We start from the raw sequence: 21140 nt of genomic DNA on the forward strand, positions 1-21140 counted from the left end.
TCAAGCCGCAGACGCTGAATGTTACGATTTTGCTTTATTTAATTCGATGGGCGGACTGGTAAAAAACGTGATGATGCAGCCGATGATCGCTCCGGCGATTCCGGGAAGCACCCAGCCGATTCCCATGCTGTAAAGCGGAAGATTTGCGTTTAAGAATGAATCTAATGATCCGAGCGGAATGCCGGCTGCCTTCAAGCCGTCCAGAATGCTGAAGAGCCCCGTTCCGATCAGGCAGGCGATATAAACTTCCCGTCTTTCCTTAAAGATTTTATCAATAAAGGAAAGGACGATAATGACAATCGCCAGCGGGTAAATGGCTGATAAAATAGGAACTGAAAATGCAATGATCTCAGCAAGCCCGAAATTTGAAATCGCCAGGCTGAAGAGCGTGACAATCGTAACCACCATTTTGTATGATAAAGCGGGAATCAATTTTGAAAAATATTCGCCGCAAGATGTAACAAGCCCGATGCTTGTCGTTAAACACGCAACGGTGATGGCAGAGCCGAGAACGATGTTTCCAAGTGAACCGAACAGGTAATCAGATGAAGCTGATAAAATCTTTGCGCCTTCGCCGAGCGGCCCTACAGCGTCCGTGCTTGTCGCTCCCAAATAGGCCAAAGATAAATAAATGAATGTCAAACCTGCCGCAGCTATAAGACCCGCTTTAATACAAGCGGCCGCGAGCGCTTTACGCTGGGTGACGCCCCTGCTTTTAACAGCGTTGACGACAACAACACCGAAGACGATCGAAGCGAGCGCATCCATTGTTTTATAGCCTTCCAAAAATCCTTTGAATACCGGCGTTCCGGAATATGCCTGATGTACGGCGCCCAGTCCGCCCATCGGAGTGACAATAGCTTTTACGACGATGATTAAAATAATACCGAATTTAATAGGAGTCAAAATCTTTCCGACTCTGTCCACGATTTTGGAAGGATTAAGAGCTAAATAATACGTAATGGAAAAAAAGATCAACGTGAAAACAAATAAAGATAATCTTGGCGGAATGCCATGTAAAAACGGAACTGCACCGATTTCATATGAAACGGTTCCGGTTCTCGGAATCGCAAAAAGCGGTCCGATTGATAAATAAAGCACAACGGTGAAAATAGTCCCGAATACCGGATGAGCTTTATCGGCAAGCCCTTTTGCATCTTTACCCGTTAATGCGATGGCGATGATACCCAAAAGCGGCAGACCAACGCCGGTCAGTAAGAAACCGCCCATCGCTTTCCAGACATTATGCCCAGCCGCTTGTCCAAGCTCCGGCGGATATATCATATTTCCTGCCCCGAAAAAAAGTGCGAAAAGCATGAAACCGATAATAACGGTATCTTTGACAGGTAGTGAGTGTTTCATAAAAATCCTCCTAAATACTATGTTGAAATATTCTGTCAATTAATTGTCAGATAATATAACAAAACGAACATTACTTATTATATGGCAATGTACAGAGAAGTCAATACTCGATTTATTGCGAATTTATATTTACTTTTGTTATGGTAGCATAAATATCATACGATGTACCGTTTTCATAAAAGGAGTAAAAAAAATGATATATTTAGACAACAGCTCAACGACCGAGCCGTATGAAGAGGTATTGGATGTGTACAAACAGACGAGCAGCCGTTATTTCGGCAATCCTTCGTCCCTGCACCGATTAGGAACTGAGACGGAACAGCTCCTTGAAGCTGCTGCTCAGCAAATAAAAAAAACCTTGCGTTTGAAAAATTATGATATTGTATTTACATCAGGCGCGACTGAAGCGAACAACGCTGCGTTAAAGGGAGCCGCCTGGGCAAACATGAGTAAAGGAAGACATATCATTGCTTCAGCGATTGAGCATCCTTCCGTGACGGAAACGTTTGATCAGCTGACAGAGCTGTTTGGCTTTGAGGTCACATATCTTCCGGCCGACCAAGACGGCTTCGTTTCTTTAGAAGATGTAAAAGCGGCCATCAGGCCGGACACAATACTCGTCAGCGTTATGCATGTCAATAATGAAGTCGGCTCCATTCAGCCCGTAAAAGAAATCGGAGGGCTGTTAAAACAGCACCGGAATATTCTGTTTCATGTTGATCATGTACAGGGCATTCATAAAGTCCCGCTGTCTATAGAAGAAGCGGGTATCGACCTTTGCACCATTTCAGGACATAAATTTCACGGCTTAAAAGGAACCGGGGCGCTTATCGTCAAAAAGGGAACGCGGCTCATTCCGCTTATGACGGGCGGCTCCCAGCAAAAAGGCATCCGTGCCGGGACAGAACATACATCAGGCGCCGTTTCCCTTGCGAAAGCGGTCAATCTTTCTGCACGTGACATGAATGAGCGGCTTTCTTCTATGGAGGCGGCTAAGAATGCGCTGATGGAAAGGCTGAGCGGGACGGACGGGATCGTCATCAACACTCCCGTAAAAAACAGCGCCCCGCATATCATTAATTTTTCCGTTCCGGGCATCAAGGCGGAAGTGCTGCTGCACATGCTTGAGGAAAAAGGAATATATGTCTCAACGACCGCGGCATGTTCGGCAAGAGAGCACAAGCCGAGCCGTGTTCTTTTGCAAATGAATAAAGGCGAACAGATTGCATCAAGCAGCATCAGAGTCAGCCTGAACTTCAGCCACACGGCTGATATTACAGAACCGTTTATGGCCGCGCTGGCGCCGGCTGTTCAAAAACTAAAAAAAATGATGAGGTAGCAAATGAATTACGATCATATTTTAATCCGTTTTGGTGAAATATCCACAAAAGGAAAAAACAGACGCAGTTTTATTGAGAGATTAAAACAGAATATCCGCCTGGTATTAAAGGATTATAAAAAGGTAAAATACTTTTCAAACCGGGATCGGATGTCAATTACACTTAATGGAGAAAACCCGGAGGAAATTTGTTCCTTATTAAAGAATATATTCGGCATTCAAAGCTTCAGTCTCGCCATTAAATGCGAAAGCAAGCTTGAAGAGATTAAAAAAACGGCATTAGCCGCGATGGAAGGCCAATATAAACCGGGGAATACGTTTAAGGTCGAGACCAAACGGGCTTACAAGCAGTTTGAATTAGATACGAACGCGATGAACGCTGAGATTGGCGGCCATATTTTGAAAAACACGGATGGATTAACCGTCGATGTGAAAAATCCCGATATTCCGCTTCGGATTGAAATCAGGGAGGAAGCGACATTCCTGACCATTCGTAACGAAAAAGGCGCCGGAGGCCTTCCCGTCGGTTCTGCGGGTAAAGCGATGCTGATGCTTTCCGGCGGTTTTGACAGTCCGGTCGCCGGTTTTTACGCGATGAAACGGGGATTATCAGTGGAGGCCGTGCACTTCTTCAGTCCGCCGTATACGAGCGAACGGGCAAAGCAGAAAGTCATGGATCTCGCGGGATGCCTCGCAAAGTTCGGAGGCAGTATGACGCTTCATATCGTACCGTTTACAAAGACGCAGGAGCTCATCCAAAAACAAATTCCGGAAAACTATACGATGACGGCGACGCGGCGTCTCATGCTGCAGATCGCGGACAGAATCAGAGAAGAACGAAAAGCGCTCGCAATCATTACGGGGGAAAGCCTCGGCCAAGTGGCAAGCCAGACGCTTGAGAGCATGTATGCGATCAATGCCGTTACGGCAACGCCGATTTTGCGTCCTCTGATCGGAATGGACAAAACAGAAATCATCGAGAAATCAAAAGAAATCGGCACTTATGAAACAAGCATTCAGCCGTTTGAGGACTGCTGCACCATCTTTACGCCGCCAAGTCCGAAAACACGCCCGAAAAAAGAAAAAATCGAGCATTTCGAAAGCTTTGTTGATTTTGAACCGCTGATTGCAGAGGCGGCAGCCGGTATTGAAACCATTACTGTTTACTCAGAACAAGAAGCTCACGATAAATTTGCCGGCCTGTTTTAGAACTGTATACAATTACCAAAGTTTTTTTGAATGAGGACATGTGTTTTATCACATTCTATACTCACAAGGAGGTGATACACATGTCACAACAATCAAACAGCGGAAACAGCAACCAGCTTTTAGTGCCAGGAGCTGCACAAGCTATCGACCAAATGAAGTATGAAATCGCTTCTGAATTCGGTGTAAACCTTGGACCGGAAACAACTTCTCGCGCCAACGGTTCTGTCGGTGGAGAAATCACAAAACGTCTTGTTTCTTTTGCTCAGCAAAGCATGGGCGGAAGCAGCCAGCAGCAGTTTTAATCACAACTTCACATAATGGCTAAGAGAGCGGGGAATTCCCCGCTCTTTTTTCATGAATAAAGCTAGAAGGCATGAAGCAATTTATGCATATCTTTATTGTTACGTCCTATGTTTATGTATAATAGGGAAAGAAAGTGAGGAGTTGTTCGTGTTAAAACGAGAAGATTTAATCGCCCCAAAGAACTATAACCTAGTAAATGAAATCGAAAAGTTCAGCCGTTCCAAAGAGAAGAACGCGCTTATTTGGGAGGATCAAACAGGCAGCAAGAAAGTCTGGACATATGAAAAACTGATGGAAGAAACGAATAAAATCGGAGCCCGCCTGAAAGGTCTCGGGTTTGAAAAAGGCGATAAGCTGATTGTCATGGTTCCGAGAGTGCTTGAAGCGTATGCTGTATATTTAGCGATCTTAAAAGCCGGGATGGTCGTCATTCCTTGCTCGGAGATGCTTCGCGCCAAAGATTTGGACTACCGCATTAAACACGCCGAAGTGAAAGGTGTTATCGTTTATCCTACATTTATAAACGCGTTTGATGAGGTGAAAACTGATCAGCTCGTGACATTGGCCATTGGTGAAAATGATGCCGGCTGGAAAAACCTTTTAACGATTGAAGCGGACGGAGACAGTTTTCAAACCGCTGATACAACCAGAGAGGACATGGCGTTTTTATCCTATACTTCAGGAACGACCGGCCAGCCTAAAGGCGTTGTACATACACACGGCTGGGCTTTTGCCCATTTAAAAACATCCGCCGGTGCATGGCTGGATATTTCTGAAGACGATACAGTCTGGGCCACCGCGGCGCCCGGCTGGCAGAAATGGGTGTGGAGCCCGCTGCTTGCCGTTCTGGGAAGCGGCGCAACAGGATTTATTTATCACGGCAGATTCGACGCCAAGACGTATCTGGAGATGCTTGAGCGCCATCAGATCAATGTCTTCTGCTGTACGCCGACTGAATACCGTCTGATGGCCAAGGTGGAGGAATTGGACAAGTATGACCTTTCCGCCCTTCACAGCGCAGTTTCTGCGGGTGAACCTTTAAACCGGGAAGTCATTGACATCTTCCGGAAACATTTCGGCATTAAAGTGAGAGACGGCTACGGCCAAACGGAGAGCACTCTGTTAGTCGGCGTCCTGAAGAATATGGATATTAAGCCCGGAAGCATGGGGAAACCGACACCGGGAAATCAAGTAGAAATTATAAACGATGAAGGCGAAATATGTGAAATAGGCGAAACGGGCGATATCGCCGTGCACTTGAGCACACCGGCCTTATTCAAGGAATATTATAAAGACCCTGAAAGAACGAAAAAGCAGATTCGCGGAGATTACTTTTTGACAGGCGACCGCGCGAAAAAAGACGAGGACGGCTACTTTTGGTTTGAAAGCCGCAATGATGACATTATCGTCAGCTCCGGATATACAATCGGGCCTTTTGAAGTGGAAGATGCGCTCGTGAAACATCCGGAAGTGAAAGAATGCGCCGTCGTGGCGAGCCCGGATGAAATCAGAGGTTCAATCGTCAAAGCTTATGTCGTTTTACAAAACGATGAAAAGCGCAGTGACGCACTTGTTAAAGAACTGCAAAACCACGTAAAAACGATTACGGCGCCTTATAAATATCCGAGAGAAATTGAATTTGTCGAAAGCCTGCCGAAAACGGCATCCGCAAAAATCAGACGGGTAGAGCTGAGACAGCGTGAAGAACGGCTGAAGGCGGATAAAAAAGCTTAATACAGAAAAAGGGTGAGCGGGAGATGAAAGCGATTTGGCACGGCGGCACCATCTATACAATGCTTGACGAGAACCATGTCACAGAAGCCGTTTATACCGAAGACGGCATCATCAGACAGACAGGCAGCTTTCAGGAGCTCCGCGAGACATACGGTTCGCCTGATACGGAGGAAATCGACTTACATGGGGCTGTCATGTTTCCCGGTTTTACAGACAGTCACATGCATTTGATCGGACACGGTGAAAAACAGCTCCGCCTTGATTTGTCACAGCTGACGTCAAAAGAAGCGATACTGCAGGCTGCAAAAGAAGCAGAGCGTGAATTAGAAGATGGCGAATGGCTGATCGGCGAAGGCTGGGATGAAAATCTGTTTGAACAGCCGGTTTACGTAACGAAGCATGACCTTGACCCGCTCTTTCCCGATCGCCCCGTCCTGCTGAAGCGGGTATGCAGGCACGCCGCTGCAGTCAATTCGGCCGCATTGCGCGCGGCGGGGATTACAAACAGTACACCTGATCCAAACGGCGGGATTATCGTCCGGGACAGCGCCGGTCCGACAGGCCTTCTGCTGGATAAAGCCCAAGAGCTTGTGACTCAGGCTCTTCCGCCCGTCTCGCTTCACTATGTCAAACGCGCTCTTCAAACGGCAATCACGGACTGTTGGTCAAAAGGCCTGACCGGCGGGCATTCCGAGGATCTGGCATACTACGGAGACGCGTCCGTTCCCGTTGCCGCGTATGAGTCGTTAACAGGCTGCGGGCTGTTCCCTTTTCGGGCACATCTGCTTGTTCATCACGAAGCCGTCGACAGGTGGAGCGCTCTGGACAAATCGACGGGACCTTATCTGGAATACGGAGCGATGAAAATCTTCGCAGACGGCGCGCTCGGCGGCAGAACGGCTCTGTTGAAAAAGCCTTATCATGATGATCCGTCGGTTTCCGGCGTTCAGGTGCACGATGACGAAACCCTTGCCGCTCTTGTTTATAAAGCGAGACAGAAAGGGATGGAGATCGCCGTGCACGCGATTGGCGACCTTGCATTTGAAAAGGTGCTCGATGTGATCGAAAGATACCCGGCAAAGCCCGGACAGCTAGACAGGCTCATTCATGCGCAAGTATTAGATCACGGTTTGATGGAAAGAGCCGCCCGGCTTCCGATCGGCCTTGATCTTCAGCCGCATTTTGTGGCCAGTGATTTTCCGTGGGTGATTGACAGGCTCGGAGAAGAGCGGATGAAAACGGCTTTTGCCTGGAAAACCCTGCTGTCGAAAGGGCTGCTGTGCGCCGGAGGCTCAGATGCCCCGATAGAACCGGCAGATCCCATTCTGGGCATTCAATCGGCTGTGCTCCGTAGAAGCAAGCAGCATCCGGAAGGTCCGGCCTATTATGAAAAAGAGTGCCTGACCGTGTACGAAGCCATTCAGCTTTACACGGAGGGAAGCGCGGCAATCATCCATAAAGAACATAGCCGCGGACGGATAGCTTCCGGCTATGATGCCGACTTTACCGTTCTCAGCGGCGATCCGTTTAAAACGGACCCGAAAAAGCTTCATGAATTGGAAGCTGTCAAAACCATCGTCGGCGGCCGTATCGTATATGAAAAAGAGGACAGGCGTTAATGCCCGTCCTCTTTTTTTATGATAAAAATGAGCGCTTTACTTTTTCCCAGAAAGAGTTGTCTTTCAGTTTGACCGTTTTGATTTTTTTATCGGATAGTGTAATCTCAACCTTTTTGACATTTCTCGTGCTGAGCGCTTCATTATCAAGTCCGATAATCGGATGCTCATTGCCGTCCTGCACCACCTGCAGTGTCAGCTTCCGATCCGCGCTTAAAATAAACGAAGATCCGAGGGTGCGGTATGTGTTGTTATTCAAAGAGGCCAGTTCGGATACCTGCATGCAGGAAATCAAAGGATCAACAACAGCGCCTGAAACGGATTTATTGTAGGCGGTGCTGCCTGTCGGGGTGGAAATGATCATGCCGTCGCCCCTGAAGGTCTCAAAGTGCAGATCATCAATTAACACATCCATCACAAACGTTTTAATAATGCTTGAACGGATGGAAACCTCGTTTAAACAGTGAAAATGATTGCTGCCGTCCACCGTTACGTGAATGAGCGGGTATTTTCTGACCTCAAGCTGTTCCGCGGTCATGCTGTCCGCCATTTTTTCAGGCTCATCGCTGTGAAAATCACAGTACAAATGGGCTTTTCCTTTTTTAGCGATGCCGACATACAGGCAGTCATCACGGAATCCGGTTTTTCTGACGGCCTGCAGAAATGAGCCGTCGCTGCCGATGCTGGCGATAATTCCGGCATCCTCCGGTTGGGCCGCAACTGTAAAACCGTGCGATTTGGCAAGCTGCTTCAGAGAGCTGACTTGTTCTTTTGTTTCGTTGTCTTGTTTGTGAAAAAAATAAACATTGCGGCGAAGATCGGTCATATCTCCATTCCCCTTTGCTGTCATATTTACGTTTTTCTCCCATCAGATATTGTGTTAAAATACCTGTGGCAATAGTGTAACATGTTTCCTGTTTATCCGTTAAGTGAAAGCGCTTCATGAAAAAAGTGAATCTTTTTTTCCAGGAGAACGTACGAATAGTGACAGAAAAGGAGGCAGAACAAATGAATGCAAAAAGATGGATTGCGCTCGTCATCGCCATCGGCATTTTCGGCGTATCAGTCATTGCAAGTGTGACTGTCGGGGTGCTGAAAAATGTCGGAGATACAGGGTCTGACTTTGCATCCCTGACAGATGACACAGAGGAAGTGACGCTTGATAAGGGGAGCCCCGGCAGTAAAATCGCCGTGCTTGAAGTGGACGGCACGATTGAGGATAACGGGGAGTCCGCAGGCCTGCTCAGCTCAGGCGGGTATGATCACAGATCATTTTTAAAACAAATAGAGCGTGCGAAAGAAGATAAAAGCGTCAAAGGAATTGTCCTGAAAATCAATTCCCCAGGCGGAGGCGTGTACGAAAGCGCGGAAATACATAAAAAACTGGAAGAACTAAAGAAAGAAACGAAGAAACCGATTTATGTATCCATGGGCTCGATGGCGGCATCGGGAGGCTACTACATCTCAACGGCCGCTGATAAAATCTATGCTTCACCGGAAACGCTCACCGGCTCACTCGGCGTCATCATGGAAAGCGTCAATTATTCTAAGCTCGCTGATGAACTCGGCATCAAGTTTGAAACCATCAAAAGCGGCGCGCATAAAGACATCATGTCACCGACCCGCGACATGACGAAGGAAGAAAGAAAGATCATGCAGACGATGGTCAATGATTCTTATGAAGGATTTGTCAATGTCATTTCAAAAGGCCGGCACATGTCAAAAGCGGATGTGAAAAAAATTGCCGACGGCCGTGTTTACGACGGCAGACAAGCGAAAAAAATCGGCCTCGTTGATGATCTCGGTTTTTACGATGATACGATCAGCGCGATGAAAAAGGACCATAAAAATATGAAAAACGCTTCAGTCATTACGTATGAGGAAGGATTCGGATTAGGCTCGCTCTTTTCCATGAGCGCAGCGAAAATGTTTAAAAGCGAAATTGATTTTCTGAATATGAAAGAGCTCATTTCGCAATCCGGTTCGCCGCGGATGATGTATCTCTATGCAAAGTAGGGGGGAAGAAAGAATGGACGCAACTTACGAAGGCTTTCACGGCAAAGAAGAGGAAGCCGAACAACAGGGGGCGCTCGACCCGGCTTACGCGGGCTTTTGGATCCGGTTTTGGGCGTTTCTTCTCGATTGGCTGGTGATCTGGGGGCTTAACCATCTCATCGTTTCACCGGTGTTCACGCTGATGAATTTACCGAAAACAAGCGGAATGTTTACAATCTCAGCCTATTCCGTCACAACTTTGATCGTCTACCTCGCCTATTTTGTGTTCATGACAAAATGGTTTCATCAGACACTCGGCAAAATGGTCTTCGGGTTAAAGGTCACTTCTTTGACGCCCGGAAAACCGCTGACATGGGGCACCGTCATTTTCAGGGAAGCAGTGGGGCGTTATATCGATAAAATCTGGATTCTTTATATTGTCATTGCGTTTACGCCTAAGAAGCAGGGAATTCATGATCTTATCGCCGACACAACGGTGATTCACGAAGCACTGTACCGCAAATAAAAGCATTAAACCCGGATAAACATCCGGGTTTATTTTTTTTGGTTTTGGCGATAATGCAGCTAAGGAAGTGAAGCTTATGGGATATGCCGCAGCAGCTGTTATTCTCATTCTCATTTTGTTCTGGCTGCTCATGAGGATGAAAATCCATCTGACTTTCGAATATCTGCATGATAAAGATAACGACAAAATGACGTTTAAACTCTCTGCCTTATACGGGCTGATCCGTTTTAAAAAAACGCTGCCCGTTATTAAAGTAAACAGCGAAGATGCGTCAATTGATGTCAAGCAAGACACAAAATCTGAAATAAAGGGTCAGCACAAAGAGAAGAAAAAAATCACATATGAAGATGTCAAACAGACCATTCACAGAATAGAAATGATTCTGCAGCAGGTCGTCAGAATGCGTCAAATCGGCGCCTCATTTCTTGCGGGAGTCCGCGTGACGAAGTTCGAATGGGTGACGGTTATCGGAATAAAGGACGCCGCCGTTACGGGAATCGCCGCCGGCGGCTTGTGGGCCGTAAAGGGAGGCATTACGGCGTTGCTGTATGACCATCTGCGTTTTATACATAAACCGGTGTGCGAAGTCATTCCGTCTTTTCAAGTGCCTGCATCCAAGACGCATTTGCAGTGTATATTCTTTTTTCGTTTTGGACATCTTATAGGTGCAGCTTTCAAATTGCTCAAATACGGGCGGAACGGACTTTCTATCATACGAAAGAAACAGCCGGTTCCGGTTGCTTCAAAGAATGATTCATCAGTTTAAGGAGGAGCGCACATGGCAGACCATCCCATTCAAGGTTTAATGAAAACCGCTATGGAAAATTTAAAAGAAATGATTGATGTGAATACAATCATCGGTGATCCGGTTGAAACGCCTGACGGCAGCGTAATCTTAACGGTTTCAAAGGTCGGCTTCGGATTTGCGGCGGGCGGAAGCGAGTTTGGAGCAAAACCGGCTGAAAAAAGAACCGAGGACGACGAAAGAAAAGAGCAGAAGCTCCCGTTCGGCGGCGGAAGCGGCGGCGGAGTATCCATTACGCCGATTGCGTTTCTGATTGTCGGAACAAACGGCGTGCGTATGCTTCATTTAGACGAGAACACCCATTTGATTGATAAACTGTTAGACTCCGCGCCTCAAACGATTGAACGCATCCAGCATATGTTTAAAAAAAACGAAAAAGGCCGGAACCAAAAAAGAACGGATATTGATTTATAACAGAAAAGTTAACTGCCGCCCGCAGTTAGCTTTTTTTTACGATGCGGCATAACCTTTGCAGTTTGCATAAAACTCGACTATGATAGAGCTATACATAGATAAGGGAGGAATCAGAATGGCTGAGATTACATTTAAAGGCGGAGCCGTGACGCTGATCGGACAAGAAGTGAAACCGGGTGACCAAGCTCCTGACTTCACGGTTTTGACAAACGGATTAGAAGAGAAGACATTAGCAGATATGAAAGGGAAAGTAACGATCATATCCGTTATTCCTTCCATTGACACAGGCGTGTGTGACGCGCAGACGCGCCGCTTCAACGAAGAAGCAGCAAAACTCGGCGATGTGAACGTTTATACAATCAGCGCCGACCTCCCGTTTGCACAAGCGCGCTGGTGCGGAGCGAACGGAATCGACAAAGTTGAAACATTATCGGATCATAAAGAGATGTCATTTGGTGAAGCATTCGGTGTTTACATCAAAGAACTTCGTCTTTTGGCGCGTTCCGTATTCGTTCTTGATCAGGACGGAAAAGTCGTTTATGCGGAATACGTAAGCGAAGCGACAAACCACCCGAATTATGAAAAGCCTATCGAAGCTGCAAAAGCGTTAATCAAGTAAAGAGAGAAAAAGAGCTCCGGGTGCTGCCGCGGAGCTCTTTTCATGGCAAGGAGGAAACAGCATGCAACACGACCATGTCGGTCAGATTTACGAACTTTTAGATGAAGCCGCCCAAGTAATAGCAGAAGGCCTTCAGCTGTCTTATATTGAGGGGCTTGCGGAAGCGGGAGAGATGTATTTTCTCGAAACGGCCGAACAGCTTCGGCTTCAGGAAAAACAAACCGGACAGCTTAAAAGCCTGCTTGCGAAAGCAGACTTCAAACAATGGGAGTCTGAATGGACCCGCAAGGCATTCCAGCTCGCCATTTTAAAAGGATTGAAAGATAAATCCCATCCGAACAGACAGATGACGCCTGATACGATCGGCCTTTTCATCAGTTACCTCGTGAATAAATTTACGGGCGGCCAAAAAGGCCTGACATTGCTGGACCCCGCCTGCGGCACCGGAAACCTTCTATTGACCGCGGCAAACCAGCTTTCTGACAAAGCGGCAAAAAGCTTCGGCATTGAAATTGATGATGTCCTTCTGAAGATCGCTTATGCCCAGGCGAATCTGCAGGAAAAAGAAATGGAGCTGTTCTGCCAGGACAGTCTTCAGCCGTTATTTATCGAACCGGCTGATGCAGTCATCTGCGATTTGCCGGTCGGCTATTATCCGAATGACGAAGGCGCAGAAGCGTTTGAGCTGAAAGCGGATGAAGGCCACTCATTTGCCCACCACTTATTCATTGAGCAAAGCGTCAAGCATACAAAACCGGGCGGATACTTATTTTTTATGATTCCGAACCATCTGTTTGACAGCGCCCAAAGCGATAAACTGAAGCGGTTTTTTGCGGAAAAAGTGTATATCAACGCCCTTCTTCAGCTGCCGGCTACTCTGTTTAAAGACGAAGCGCAGGCAAAGAGCATTTTAATTTTGCAGAAAAAAGGCGATGGCGCAAAGCCGCCGAAACAAACGCTTCTGGCCAATCTTCCTTCCTTCGCGAACCAGCAGGCGATGCGGGAGATGATGGCAAAATTGGATCAATGGATTCAAAAAGAAAAATAATGGCGAAAAAGCAGGGTGGGGACGCAAAATCCCGCACTGCTTTTTGCTTTTGAAAATGAATGGATATCAGGGTGCTGACACAACTTAAGGAAAGAACATAACATTCCGTAAGACCGAGCCGTCCATTTGGCACAGTACGGATTTATCAGAAAATAATGACTTCATTTTGTAAGCGGTGCCAATATGGATGTTGACTTGAAATGCTGAGTTGACAATGTTTAAATGGAAAAGTCAGATATTTTTTGGACTGCAGTTACGGTCTGGGAAAAAAGAACGAAACAAACGAAGAAGAATTTTGATAGGAGCGTCATTTATGTCTAAAATTATTGCAATTAACGCAGGAAGCTCATCTTTAAAATTTCAGCTATTCGAAATGCCTTCAGAAAAGGTGCTAACAAAAGGTTTAGTAGAACGGATCGGTATTGCCGACAGCGTTTTCACAATCTCTGTTAACGGCGAAAAAAATACAGAAGTGACAGATATTCCGGATCATGCGGTCGCGGTGAAGATGCTGCTTCACAAGCTGACTGAATTCGGTATTATAAAGGATTTAAATGAAATTGACGGAATCGGCCACCGTGTTGTTCACGGCGGAGAAAAATTCAGCGATTCTGTTTTGCTTACGGATGAAACAACCCGTGAGATTGAAGAGATTGCAGAACTTGCGCCGCTTCACAACCCGGCTAACATCGTCGGCATTAAAGCCTTTAAAGAAGTGCTACCGGATGTACCTGCGGTTGCAGTATTTGATACGGCGTTCCACCAAACGATGCCTGAGCAATCTTACTTGTACAGCCTTCCGTATGAATACTACGAGAAATACGGCATCCGCAAATACGGTTTCCACGGCACATCTCATAAATACGTGACACAGCGCGCAGCTGAGCTTCTTGGCCGTCCGATTGAAGACTTGCGCCTGATTTCCTGCCACCTGGGTAACGGAGCAAGTATCGCAGCCGTAGAAGGCGGAAAATCAATTGATACGTCAATGGGCTTCACACCGCTTGCGGGTGTTGCGATGGGAACGCGGTCAGGAAACATCGACCCTGCCTTAATTCCGTATATCATGGAAAAAACGGATCAGACGGCTGATGAAGTATTAAATACATTAAATAAAAAGAGCGGACTGCTTGGCATATCCGGTTTCTCAAGCGACCTTCGCGATATCGTAGAAGCTTCAAAAGAAGGCAACGAAAGAGCGGAAACGGCGCTTGAAGTGTTCGCAAGCAGAATCCATAAATACATCGGTTCTTACGCTGCGAGAATGAGCGGCGTTGACGCGATTATTTTCACTGCCGGTATCGGTGAAAACAGCGTTGAAGTCAGAGAACGCGTGCTTCGCGGCTTAGAATTCATGGGCGTTTATTGGGACCCTGCGCTGAACAACGTGCGCGGCGAGGAAGCGTTTATCAGCTACCCGCACTCTCCTGTCAAAGTCATCATCATTCCGACTGATGAAGAGGTCATGATCGCGCGCGACGTTGTCCGCCTCGCACAGTAATGATCGAAAAAAGCACATCCTTTAAGGATGTGCTTTTTTATTGAATGCTGAAGCACCAAACGTTACGATATGCTTAGTACATAAATGATGAGGTGAAACAATGAGTGTGCATGAACATAAACAGGAGGCCCCGTCAGCGGTGCGCTGCAAAGTGATCACAGTCAGCGACACGAGAACGAAAGAAACCGATAAAAGCGGGCGCGTCATGATGGATTTCATCAGGGAAGCGGGATTTGAGACGGTCGCTTATGACATCGTAAAAGATGAGAAAGGTGAATTGCAGAAAGCCGTTTTATCCGGCTGTATGGATGAATATACAGATGCGGTGCTGTTAAACGGAGGGACGGGCATTGCCGAAAGGGATGTCACCATTGAAGCGGTCACGCCGCTGTTTTCGAAAGAGCTCCCGGGATTCGGCGAGCTGTTCCGCATGCTGAGCTATACGGAGGACATCGGTTCCGCCGCCATTTTGTCCAGAGCGGCAGCGGGTGTGATCCAAAATACCGCAGTCTTCTGCACGCCGGGCTCCTCAGGCGCCGTCAAGCTTGCAATGAAGAAATTGATTATTCCTGAACTGCCTCATGTGCTCCGGGAGATCCGAAAAGACTTATAAATGGATAAAAAGGCTTTGCTCCGCTCAAAAAATTGGGTGGAGTTTTTTTATAAAAAGCTTGAAAAAACAGAATTTACTTGTTACAGTGTATACATACAAAATGCATTTTTATTAATTAAAACTAATTTTTATACAGGGGGAGCTTTTAACATGGCAGAACAGAAAAAAGTTGTATTGGCATACTCAGGAGGTCTTGATACTTCTGTAGCGATAAAATGGCTGCAAGAACAGGGATACGATGTGATTGCATGCTGCTTAGACGTAGGGGAAGGAAAGGATTTGGCATTCGTTCAGCAAAAAGCGCTGGAAGTAGGCGCCGTAAATTCGTATGTGATTGATGCAAAAGAAGAATTCGCCCAAGAGTACGCGCTTATTTCTATGCAGGCTCATACAATGTATGAAGGGAAGTATCCGCTCGTATCTGCACTGTCCCGCCCGTTAATTGCGAAAAAACTCGTTGAAGTCGCGGAAAAGGAAAACGCAGTGGCCGTGGCGCACGGCTGCACAGGAAAAGGCAATGATCAGGTTCGTTTTGAAGTATCCATTAAATCATTAAACCCTGATCTGGAGGTCATCGCTCCGGTCCGTGAGTGGCAATGGTCGCGTGAAGAAGAAATTGAATACGCCGCAAGCCGCGGCATACCGATTCCGATCAATCTTGACAGCCCTTATTCCATCGACCAGAATCTGTGGGGCCGCGCCAATGAATGCGGTATATTAGAAGACCCGTGGGCGGCGCCGCCTGAAGGGGCATATGACCTGACAGCATCTCTTGAAAATACGCCGGACGTTCCTGAAATCATCGAAATCGCATTTGAAGCCGGTGTGCCGGTTTCAATCGACGGTGTGTCCTACCCGCTTGCTGATTTAATTCTCAAGCTGAACGAGACTGCCGGAAAACACGGCATCGGCCGGATTGACCATGTCGAAAACCGCCTGGTCGGCATTAAGTCCCGTGAAGTTTATGAATGCCCGGGCGCAATGACTTTGATTACGGCTCACAAAGAGCTTGAGGATCTGACTTTAGTGAAAGAAGTGGCTCACTTCAAGCCGGCAATTGAACAAAAACTGTCTGAAATCATCTATAACGGTTTATGGTTCTCACCGTTAAAAGACGCGCTGCTTGCATTCCTGAAAGAAACCCAAAAGCACGTCACCGGCGTTGTGCGCGTTAAGCTGTTTAAAGGCCATGCCATTGTAGAAGGACGCAAGTCGGAATATTCTCTCTACGATGAAAAACTTGCGACATATACAAAAGACGATGCGTTTGACCATCATGCGGCAATCGGCTTTATCGAGCTTTGGGGACTGCCGACAAAAGTAAACAGCATTGTGAAAAAGAAGGAGCAGATTGAAGCATGAAGAAGCTTTGGGGAGGCCGTTTTCAAAAAACACCGGAAAAGTGGGTCGATGAGTTCGGTGCATCCATCACATTCGACCAAAACTTAGTCAAAGAGGATATTACAGGGTCTCTCGCTCATGCGGCAATGCTGAAAAAATGCGGCATTCTGACGGAGGAAGAAGAAGGCGCCATCCGTCAAGGGCTGCAGACCCTCCTGCAAAAAGCAGAGGAAGGGACGCTTGAATTCTCTGTTGATTATGAAGATATTCATTTGAACATTGAAAAAATGCTGATTGAAGAAATCGGACCGCTCGGCGGAAAGCTCCATACAGGCAGAAGCCGGAACGACCAAGTGGCGACAGACATGCATCTATATTTGAAAGATCATGTCTCCCATATCATCGGGCTGATTGAACAGTTCCAAAAAGCGCTGATCGAAAAAGCAGAGGCCAATGTCGAGACCATTCTGCCGGGGTACACCCATTTGCAGCGGGCCCAGCCGATTTCTTTCGCCCACCATCTGCTCGCCTATTTTTGGATGCTTGAACGGGATAAAGAGCGTTTCCGTGACGCGCTGAAGCGGATTAACATATCGCCTCTCGGATGCGGGGCGCTTGCCGGAACGACGTTTCCGATAGACCGCAGCTATTCGGCGGAGCTGCTCGGTTTTGACTCCATTTATGAGAACAGTCTTGACGGGGTCAGCGACAGAGATTTTATTCTCGAGTTTTTAAGCAGCAGCAGTATGCTGATGATGCACCTTTCACGTTTCTCGGAAGAAATCATTCTATGGTGCTCGCAGGAATTCAGATTCATTGAATTGGATGATACGTACGCAACGGGAAGCAGCATGATGCCGCAGAAGAAAAACCCGGACATGGCCGAGCTGATCCGCGGAAAAACCGGACGCGTATACGGTGATATGATGGGGCTTTTCACGATTATGAAAGGGCTCCCGCTCGCATACAACAAAGACCTTCAGGAAGATAAAGAAGGCATGTTTGATACGGTGAAAACCGTTGAAGGAAGCCTTCAGATTTTTACGGGCATGATTGAAACGATGACCGTAAACAAAGACATTATGAAACAGGCGACAAAACAAGATTTTTCAAACGCGACGGAACTTGCCGATTATTTAGCCAAAAAAGGCATGCCGTTCAGAGAAGCGCACGAAGTGGTCGGCAAGCTTGTGTACAGCTGTATTGAAAAAGGAATCTTTTTAAGTGATATGGCATTTGAAGAATTCCTTCAAGCCAGCCGTCTCTTTGAAGAAGATATTTATACCGTGCTCGATCCGCACCATGCGGTTGAAAAAAGAATGAGCGCCGGCGGAACGGGTTTTCAGCAGGTGAAACAGGCGCTCGTAAAAGCAAAAGCCTGCGCCGGCGTTTAATTTGCTAAAATTTCCTTCATATTTTCCCGTCATATCAGACACGCTACATCTATAATGATGGGAGGTAGAAGGAATGCGCAAAGAACAAGACCGTTACATCTATGATGAAAAAGAAAGTGAAGAAACGGCCCGGCTCATCTCAGAGGCATACCAAAGCGGTTATGTCGGTCTGGAGGAAGCCTCAGCCCCTTCAGAAAATTAAGCTGTCTGTAAAGACGGCTTTTTTCGTGCGGATGAAGTGCAAAAAAGTGATATTGCCGCTTGTTTATAGTAAAGTAGAGGGAGAAACGACTTTATTTTATTGAAGCGGCAACGTTGCCTGGGGAGGGTATTCAATGTGCGACATGCTCTAATCACTGCCGGCACGAAGGGATTGGGCCGAAAAGTGACTGAAATGCTGCTGGAAAAAGGCTTTTCGGTCACAGTGAATTACAGACAGGACGAAGAAGCCGTCGCTTGTCTGAAGGCTGATTATCCCCGGTGCCATGACAGATTGCAATTCGTTAAGGGCGATGTAACCCGAAAAGAAGATCTCATGCGGATCGCCGATGCAGCCCTTCAGCGGTTTGGAAGAATTGACATACTGATTAACAACGCCGGGCCGTACATATTTGAGCGCAAAAAGCTTGCCGATTACTCCGATGACGAATGGTATGGCATGCTTGAAGGGAATTTAAGCGCCGTTTTCCATCTGTTTAAAGCGGTTATCCCGGTAATGAGACAGCAGCGCTTCGGCCGGATTATTACATACGGCTTCCAAGGCGCAGACCATGCCCCCGGCTGGCTTCACCGTTCCGCTTTCGGAGCGGCTAAAGTCGGGTTGGCTTCGTTAACGAAAACAATCGCGATTGAAGAAGCCGAATCAGGCATCACGGCCAACATGGTCTGCCCGGGTGATATTGTAGGAGATATGAAAGAAGCGTCTATAGAAGAAGCAAGACGGAAAATCGGGAAAGAAAACACGCCGATCGGGAGGTCCGGAACCGGAGAAGACATTGCAAGAATCATCGCCTTCTTATGTGAAGAGGATTCCGATCTTGTCACCGGGACGGTCATAGAAGCAACTGGCGGGCTGAATGTGATTAACAGGCATCAATCCCTGTAAGTTTTTTCGTTTGTCAAAAAGGGAACTTGATAAATATTAATTTTTTATGAGGTGAAAACGATGAAAGTGACTTATCACGGACATTCTGTCATTCAAGTGGAAACGAAAACCCATAACATTATTTTTGATCCGTTCCTAACCGGAAACAGTCTGACCAATCTGAAGCCGGAAGAAGTGAAAGCGGATGTCATTCTGCTTACTCACGGACACAATGACCATGTCGGAGATACAGAGCAGATCGCCAAACAAAACGACGCACTCGTTATTGCGCCGAACGAACTGGCCGTTTATCTCGGTTTTAAAGGGTTAAACGTCCACCCGATGCATATCGGCGGGGCGCGCCAATTTGATTTCGGCAAAGTGAAACTGACACAGGCGTTCCACGGATCGGCGGTCACTGATGCAGAAAACAAAACCATCACATACACCGGGATGCCGGCCGGGATTTTATTAACGATTGACGGCAAAACGATTTTCCACGCCGGCGATACGGCGCTGTTCTCAGATATGAAACTGATCGGGGAACTGAATCACATTGACCTGGCGTTTCTGCCGATCGGTGATAATTTCACCATGGGGCCTGAAGATGCGAAACTCGCGGCTGAATGGCTGAGAGCGAAACAGGTCGTTCCCGTTCATTACAATACATTCCCTGTCATTGAACAGGACCCTGACGCTTTCGCTGAAAGTCTGCCCGGAGGCGTCGGTAAAGTCATGGCGGTCGGCGAGACCATTGAGCTTGCCTGACATATGTGTCAAAGACCTTCTGAACCAAACGTTCAGAAGGTCTTTTTGTGATGACGCCTTTTTTCGGGCGTCTCATTGCGAATGAATCCCCCGTGCCCTTATAATAAAAGCAGAAGACTGTCCTTAGAGGTGAAACGCTTGGCAACAAAGCATGAACAAATCCTATCGTACATAGATTCGCTTCCTGTCGGTGAAAAAATTTCGGTCAGAAGAATTGCGAAAGAAATGAAAGTCAGTGAGGGAACGGCTTACAGAGCCATTAAGGAAGCCGAAAATAAAGGGTTCGTTTCCACTATTGAACGTGTGGGAACCATCCGGATTGAACAGAAGAAAAAGGAAAATATCGAAAAGCTGACATACGCCGAGGTTGTCAACGTGATAGACGGCCAGGTGCTCGGCGGAAAAGCCGGTCTGCATAAAACGCTGAATAAGTTTGTGATCGGGGCGATGGAGCTTGACGCGATGATGCGTTATACGGCGGCGGGGAACCTGTTAATTGTCGGAAACAGAATCAATGCCCACCGCCAGGCGCTTGAAGCGGGCGCGGCTGTTTTGGTAACCGGAGGATTTAATACCGATGACAGCATTATCGAGCTGGCCGATATGCTTGAGCTTCCGATTCTCTCCACAAGCTATGATACCTTTACGGTAGCCGCGATGATCAACCGGGCGATCTATGATCAGCTCATAAAAAAAGAGATTGTGCTCGTGGAGGACATTTTGACTCCCGCCGATCGGACAGTGACGCTGTCTCCTAAAGATAAACTGGAGAAATGGTACGAAAAAAACGATGAAACCGGACACGGCCGCTTTCCGGTTATCGATCAGCAGATGAAAATCCACGGGATCCTCACACCGAAAGATATCGCCGGACATGACAGGTCAGTCCCGATTGAAAAAGTAATGACCAAAAACCCTGTCACGGTAATCGGGAAAACGTCTGTCGCCTCAGCGGCTCAAATGATGGTTTGGGAAGGAATCGAAGTGCTCCCGGTGACAGACGGGAACCACAGACTGATCGGCATGATCAGCCGTCAGGACGTCTTAAAAGCGCTGCAAATGATTCAAAAGCAGCCTCAGGTCGGGGAAAAACTTGATGATATCGTTTCAAGGGGATTTAAAGAAGAGGAAGATGACAAAACGCCGGCCGTTTATCAATATGAAGTCACGCCGCAGATGACCAATCAGCTCGGGACGATTTCTTACGGGGTGTTTACAACGATTTTAACTCAGGCCGCCAGCCGATTTTTACGGTCCCGCAAACGCGGCGAGCTGGTCATTGAAAGCATTACGATTTTCTTCTTAAAGCCCGTGCAGATGGAATCGGTCATTGAAGTGAAGCCGCGCATTTTAGAAGCGGGCCGGAAATTCGGAAAAATGGAAGTGGAAGTGTCAAGCCAAAGCGGCATTGTTTCAAAAGCGATGCTCATGGTGCAGCTGATGGAGAGAAGTTAAGGGACGCATCTCGG

21 protein-coding genes are annotated in these 21140 nt (G+C 47.2%); 19 read left to right on the forward strand and 2 right to left on the reverse strand.

What is annotated here, in order from left to right; all coding sequences use genetic code 11:
- Window positions 1–21: 21 nt before the first annotated feature.
- Complete coding sequence (brnQ, locus tag ACXN9U_RS01190) at window positions 22–1362, reverse strand: branched-chain amino acid transport system II carrier protein (RefSeq protein WP_489202097.1); 1341 nt, start codon at window positions 1360–1362, stop codon at window positions 22–24.
- A 193-nt stretch (window positions 1363–1555) separates the two neighbouring features.
- Between brnQ and ACXN9U_RS01195 the strand changes: the two genes are divergently transcribed.
- The 5 genes from ACXN9U_RS01195 (at window position 1556) to ACXN9U_RS01215 (ending at window position 7566) form a co-directional block, all read left to right on the forward strand.
- Complete coding sequence (locus ACXN9U_RS01195) at window positions 1556–2701, forward strand: cysteine desulfurase family protein (protein WP_489202098.1); 1146 nt, start codon at window positions 1556–1558, stop codon at window positions 2699–2701.
- A 3-nt stretch (window positions 2702–2704) separates the two neighbouring features.
- The gene (gene thiI / locus ACXN9U_RS01200) at window positions 2705–3910 is read left to right on the forward strand and encodes a tRNA uracil 4-sulfurtransferase ThiI (RefSeq protein WP_016938577.1); all 1206 of its coding nucleotides are present in this window, start codon (window positions 2705–2707) and stop codon (window positions 3908–3910) included.
- 80 nt (window positions 3911–3990) lie between these two features.
- On the forward strand, window positions 3991–4212 hold the full coding sequence (locus tag ACXN9U_RS01205; RefSeq protein ID WP_007408043.1) for an alpha/beta-type small acid-soluble spore protein: 222 nt from the start codon (window positions 3991–3993) through the stop codon (window positions 4210–4212).
- A gap of 148 nt (window positions 4213–4360) precedes the next feature.
- Window positions 4361–5947: an acyl-CoA synthetase MbcS gene (mbcS, locus tag ACXN9U_RS01210; RefSeq protein WP_489202099.1), complete on the forward strand. Its 1587-nt coding sequence runs from the start codon at window positions 4361–4363 to the stop codon at window positions 5945–5947.
- Between the two features lie 23 nt (window positions 5948–5970).
- Window positions 5971–7566: an amidohydrolase gene (locus ACXN9U_RS01215; RefSeq protein WP_489202100.1), complete on the forward strand. Its 1596-nt coding sequence runs from the start codon at window positions 5971–5973 to the stop codon at window positions 7564–7566.
- A 16-nt stretch (window positions 7567–7582) separates the two neighbouring features.
- On the opposite strand, the gene ACXN9U_RS01220 is transcribed toward ACXN9U_RS01215, so the two are convergent.
- On the reverse strand, window positions 7583–8389 hold the full coding sequence (locus ACXN9U_RS01220) for an NAD kinase (RefSeq protein ID WP_016938580.1): 807 nt from the start codon (window positions 8387–8389) through the stop codon (window positions 7583–7585).
- Window positions 8390–8571: 182 nt separating this feature from the next.
- Here ACXN9U_RS01220 and sppA point away from each other — a divergent pair, with 182 nt between their 5' ends.
- From sppA to ACXN9U_RS01290, 14 genes are all read left to right on the forward strand, one after another.
- Complete coding sequence (sppA, locus tag ACXN9U_RS01225) at window positions 8572–9579, forward strand: signal peptide peptidase SppA (protein WP_016938581.1); 1008 nt, start codon at window positions 8572–8574, stop codon at window positions 9577–9579.
- Between the two features lie 13 nt (window positions 9580–9592).
- Window positions 9593–10084, forward strand: coding sequence for an RDD family protein (locus ACXN9U_RS01230; RefSeq protein ID WP_049627162.1), 492 nt, complete (start codon window positions 9593–9595; stop codon window positions 10082–10084).
- 76 nt (window positions 10085–10160) lie between these two features.
- Window positions 10161–10850 carry a DUF2953 domain-containing protein gene (locus ACXN9U_RS01235; protein WP_489202101.1) on the forward strand — a complete coding sequence of 230 codons (690 nt, stop codon included), beginning with the start codon at window positions 10161–10163 and terminating at the stop codon, window positions 10848–10850.
- Window positions 10851–10862: 12 nt separating this feature from the next.
- Window positions 10863–11303, forward strand: a complete 441-nt coding sequence (ytfJ, locus tag ACXN9U_RS01240) for a GerW family sporulation protein (RefSeq protein WP_016938584.1) — start codon at window positions 10863–10865, stop codon at window positions 11301–11303.
- Between the two features lie 115 nt (window positions 11304–11418).
- Window positions 11419–11922, forward strand: coding sequence for a thiol peroxidase (tpx, locus tag ACXN9U_RS01245; protein WP_007408050.1), 504 nt, complete (start codon window positions 11419–11421; stop codon window positions 11920–11922).
- Between the two features lie 61 nt (window positions 11923–11983).
- Window positions 11984–12970, forward strand: coding sequence for a class I SAM-dependent methyltransferase (locus tag ACXN9U_RS01250; RefSeq protein WP_489202102.1), 987 nt, complete (start codon window positions 11984–11986; stop codon window positions 12968–12970).
- A gap of 313 nt (window positions 12971–13283) precedes the next feature.
- Window positions 13284–14471 carry an acetate kinase gene (locus ACXN9U_RS01255; RefSeq protein ID WP_489202103.1) on the forward strand — a complete coding sequence of 396 codons (1188 nt, stop codon included), beginning with the start codon at window positions 13284–13286 and terminating at the stop codon, window positions 14469–14471.
- A 100-nt stretch (window positions 14472–14571) separates the two neighbouring features.
- The gene (locus tag ACXN9U_RS01260; protein ID WP_064777645.1) at window positions 14572–15084 is read left to right on the forward strand and encodes a MogA/MoaB family molybdenum cofactor biosynthesis protein; all 513 of its coding nucleotides are present in this window, start codon (window positions 14572–14574) and stop codon (window positions 15082–15084) included.
- A gap of 150 nt (window positions 15085–15234) precedes the next feature.
- Window positions 15235–16446: an argininosuccinate synthase gene (locus ACXN9U_RS01265; RefSeq protein WP_016938589.1), complete on the forward strand. Its 1212-nt coding sequence runs from the start codon at window positions 15235–15237 to the stop codon at window positions 16444–16446.
- Window positions 16443–17819, forward strand: coding sequence for an argininosuccinate lyase (gene argH / locus ACXN9U_RS01270; RefSeq protein ID WP_060964564.1), 1377 nt, complete (start codon window positions 16443–16445; stop codon window positions 17817–17819). The genes ACXN9U_RS01265 and argH overlap by 4 nt, the downstream gene beginning before the upstream one ends.
- Before the next feature lie 73 nt (window positions 17820–17892).
- Window positions 17893–18021 (forward strand): hypothetical protein, encoded by a 129-nt coding sequence (locus ACXN9U_RS01275; protein ID WP_014470818.1) that lies wholly within the window; start codon window positions 17893–17895, stop codon window positions 18019–18021.
- A gap of 135 nt (window positions 18022–18156) precedes the next feature.
- Entirely contained in the window at window positions 18157–18924 is a 768-nt protein-coding gene (locus tag ACXN9U_RS01280; protein WP_016938591.1) for an SDR family oxidoreductase, read from the forward strand.
- Window positions 18925–18984: 60 nt separating this feature from the next.
- Window positions 18985–19671 (forward strand): metal-dependent hydrolase, encoded by a 687-nt coding sequence (locus ACXN9U_RS01285; protein ID WP_049627161.1) that lies wholly within the window; start codon window positions 18985–18987, stop codon window positions 19669–19671.
- A gap of 138 nt (window positions 19672–19809) precedes the next feature.
- Window positions 19810–21126 carry a CBS domain-containing protein gene (locus ACXN9U_RS01290; RefSeq protein WP_060964565.1) on the forward strand — a complete coding sequence of 439 codons (1317 nt, stop codon included), beginning with the start codon at window positions 19810–19812 and terminating at the stop codon, window positions 21124–21126.
- Window positions 21127–21140 lie beyond the last annotated feature (14 nt).

The organism is Bacillus sp. BACIII, from assembly GCF_057836745.1.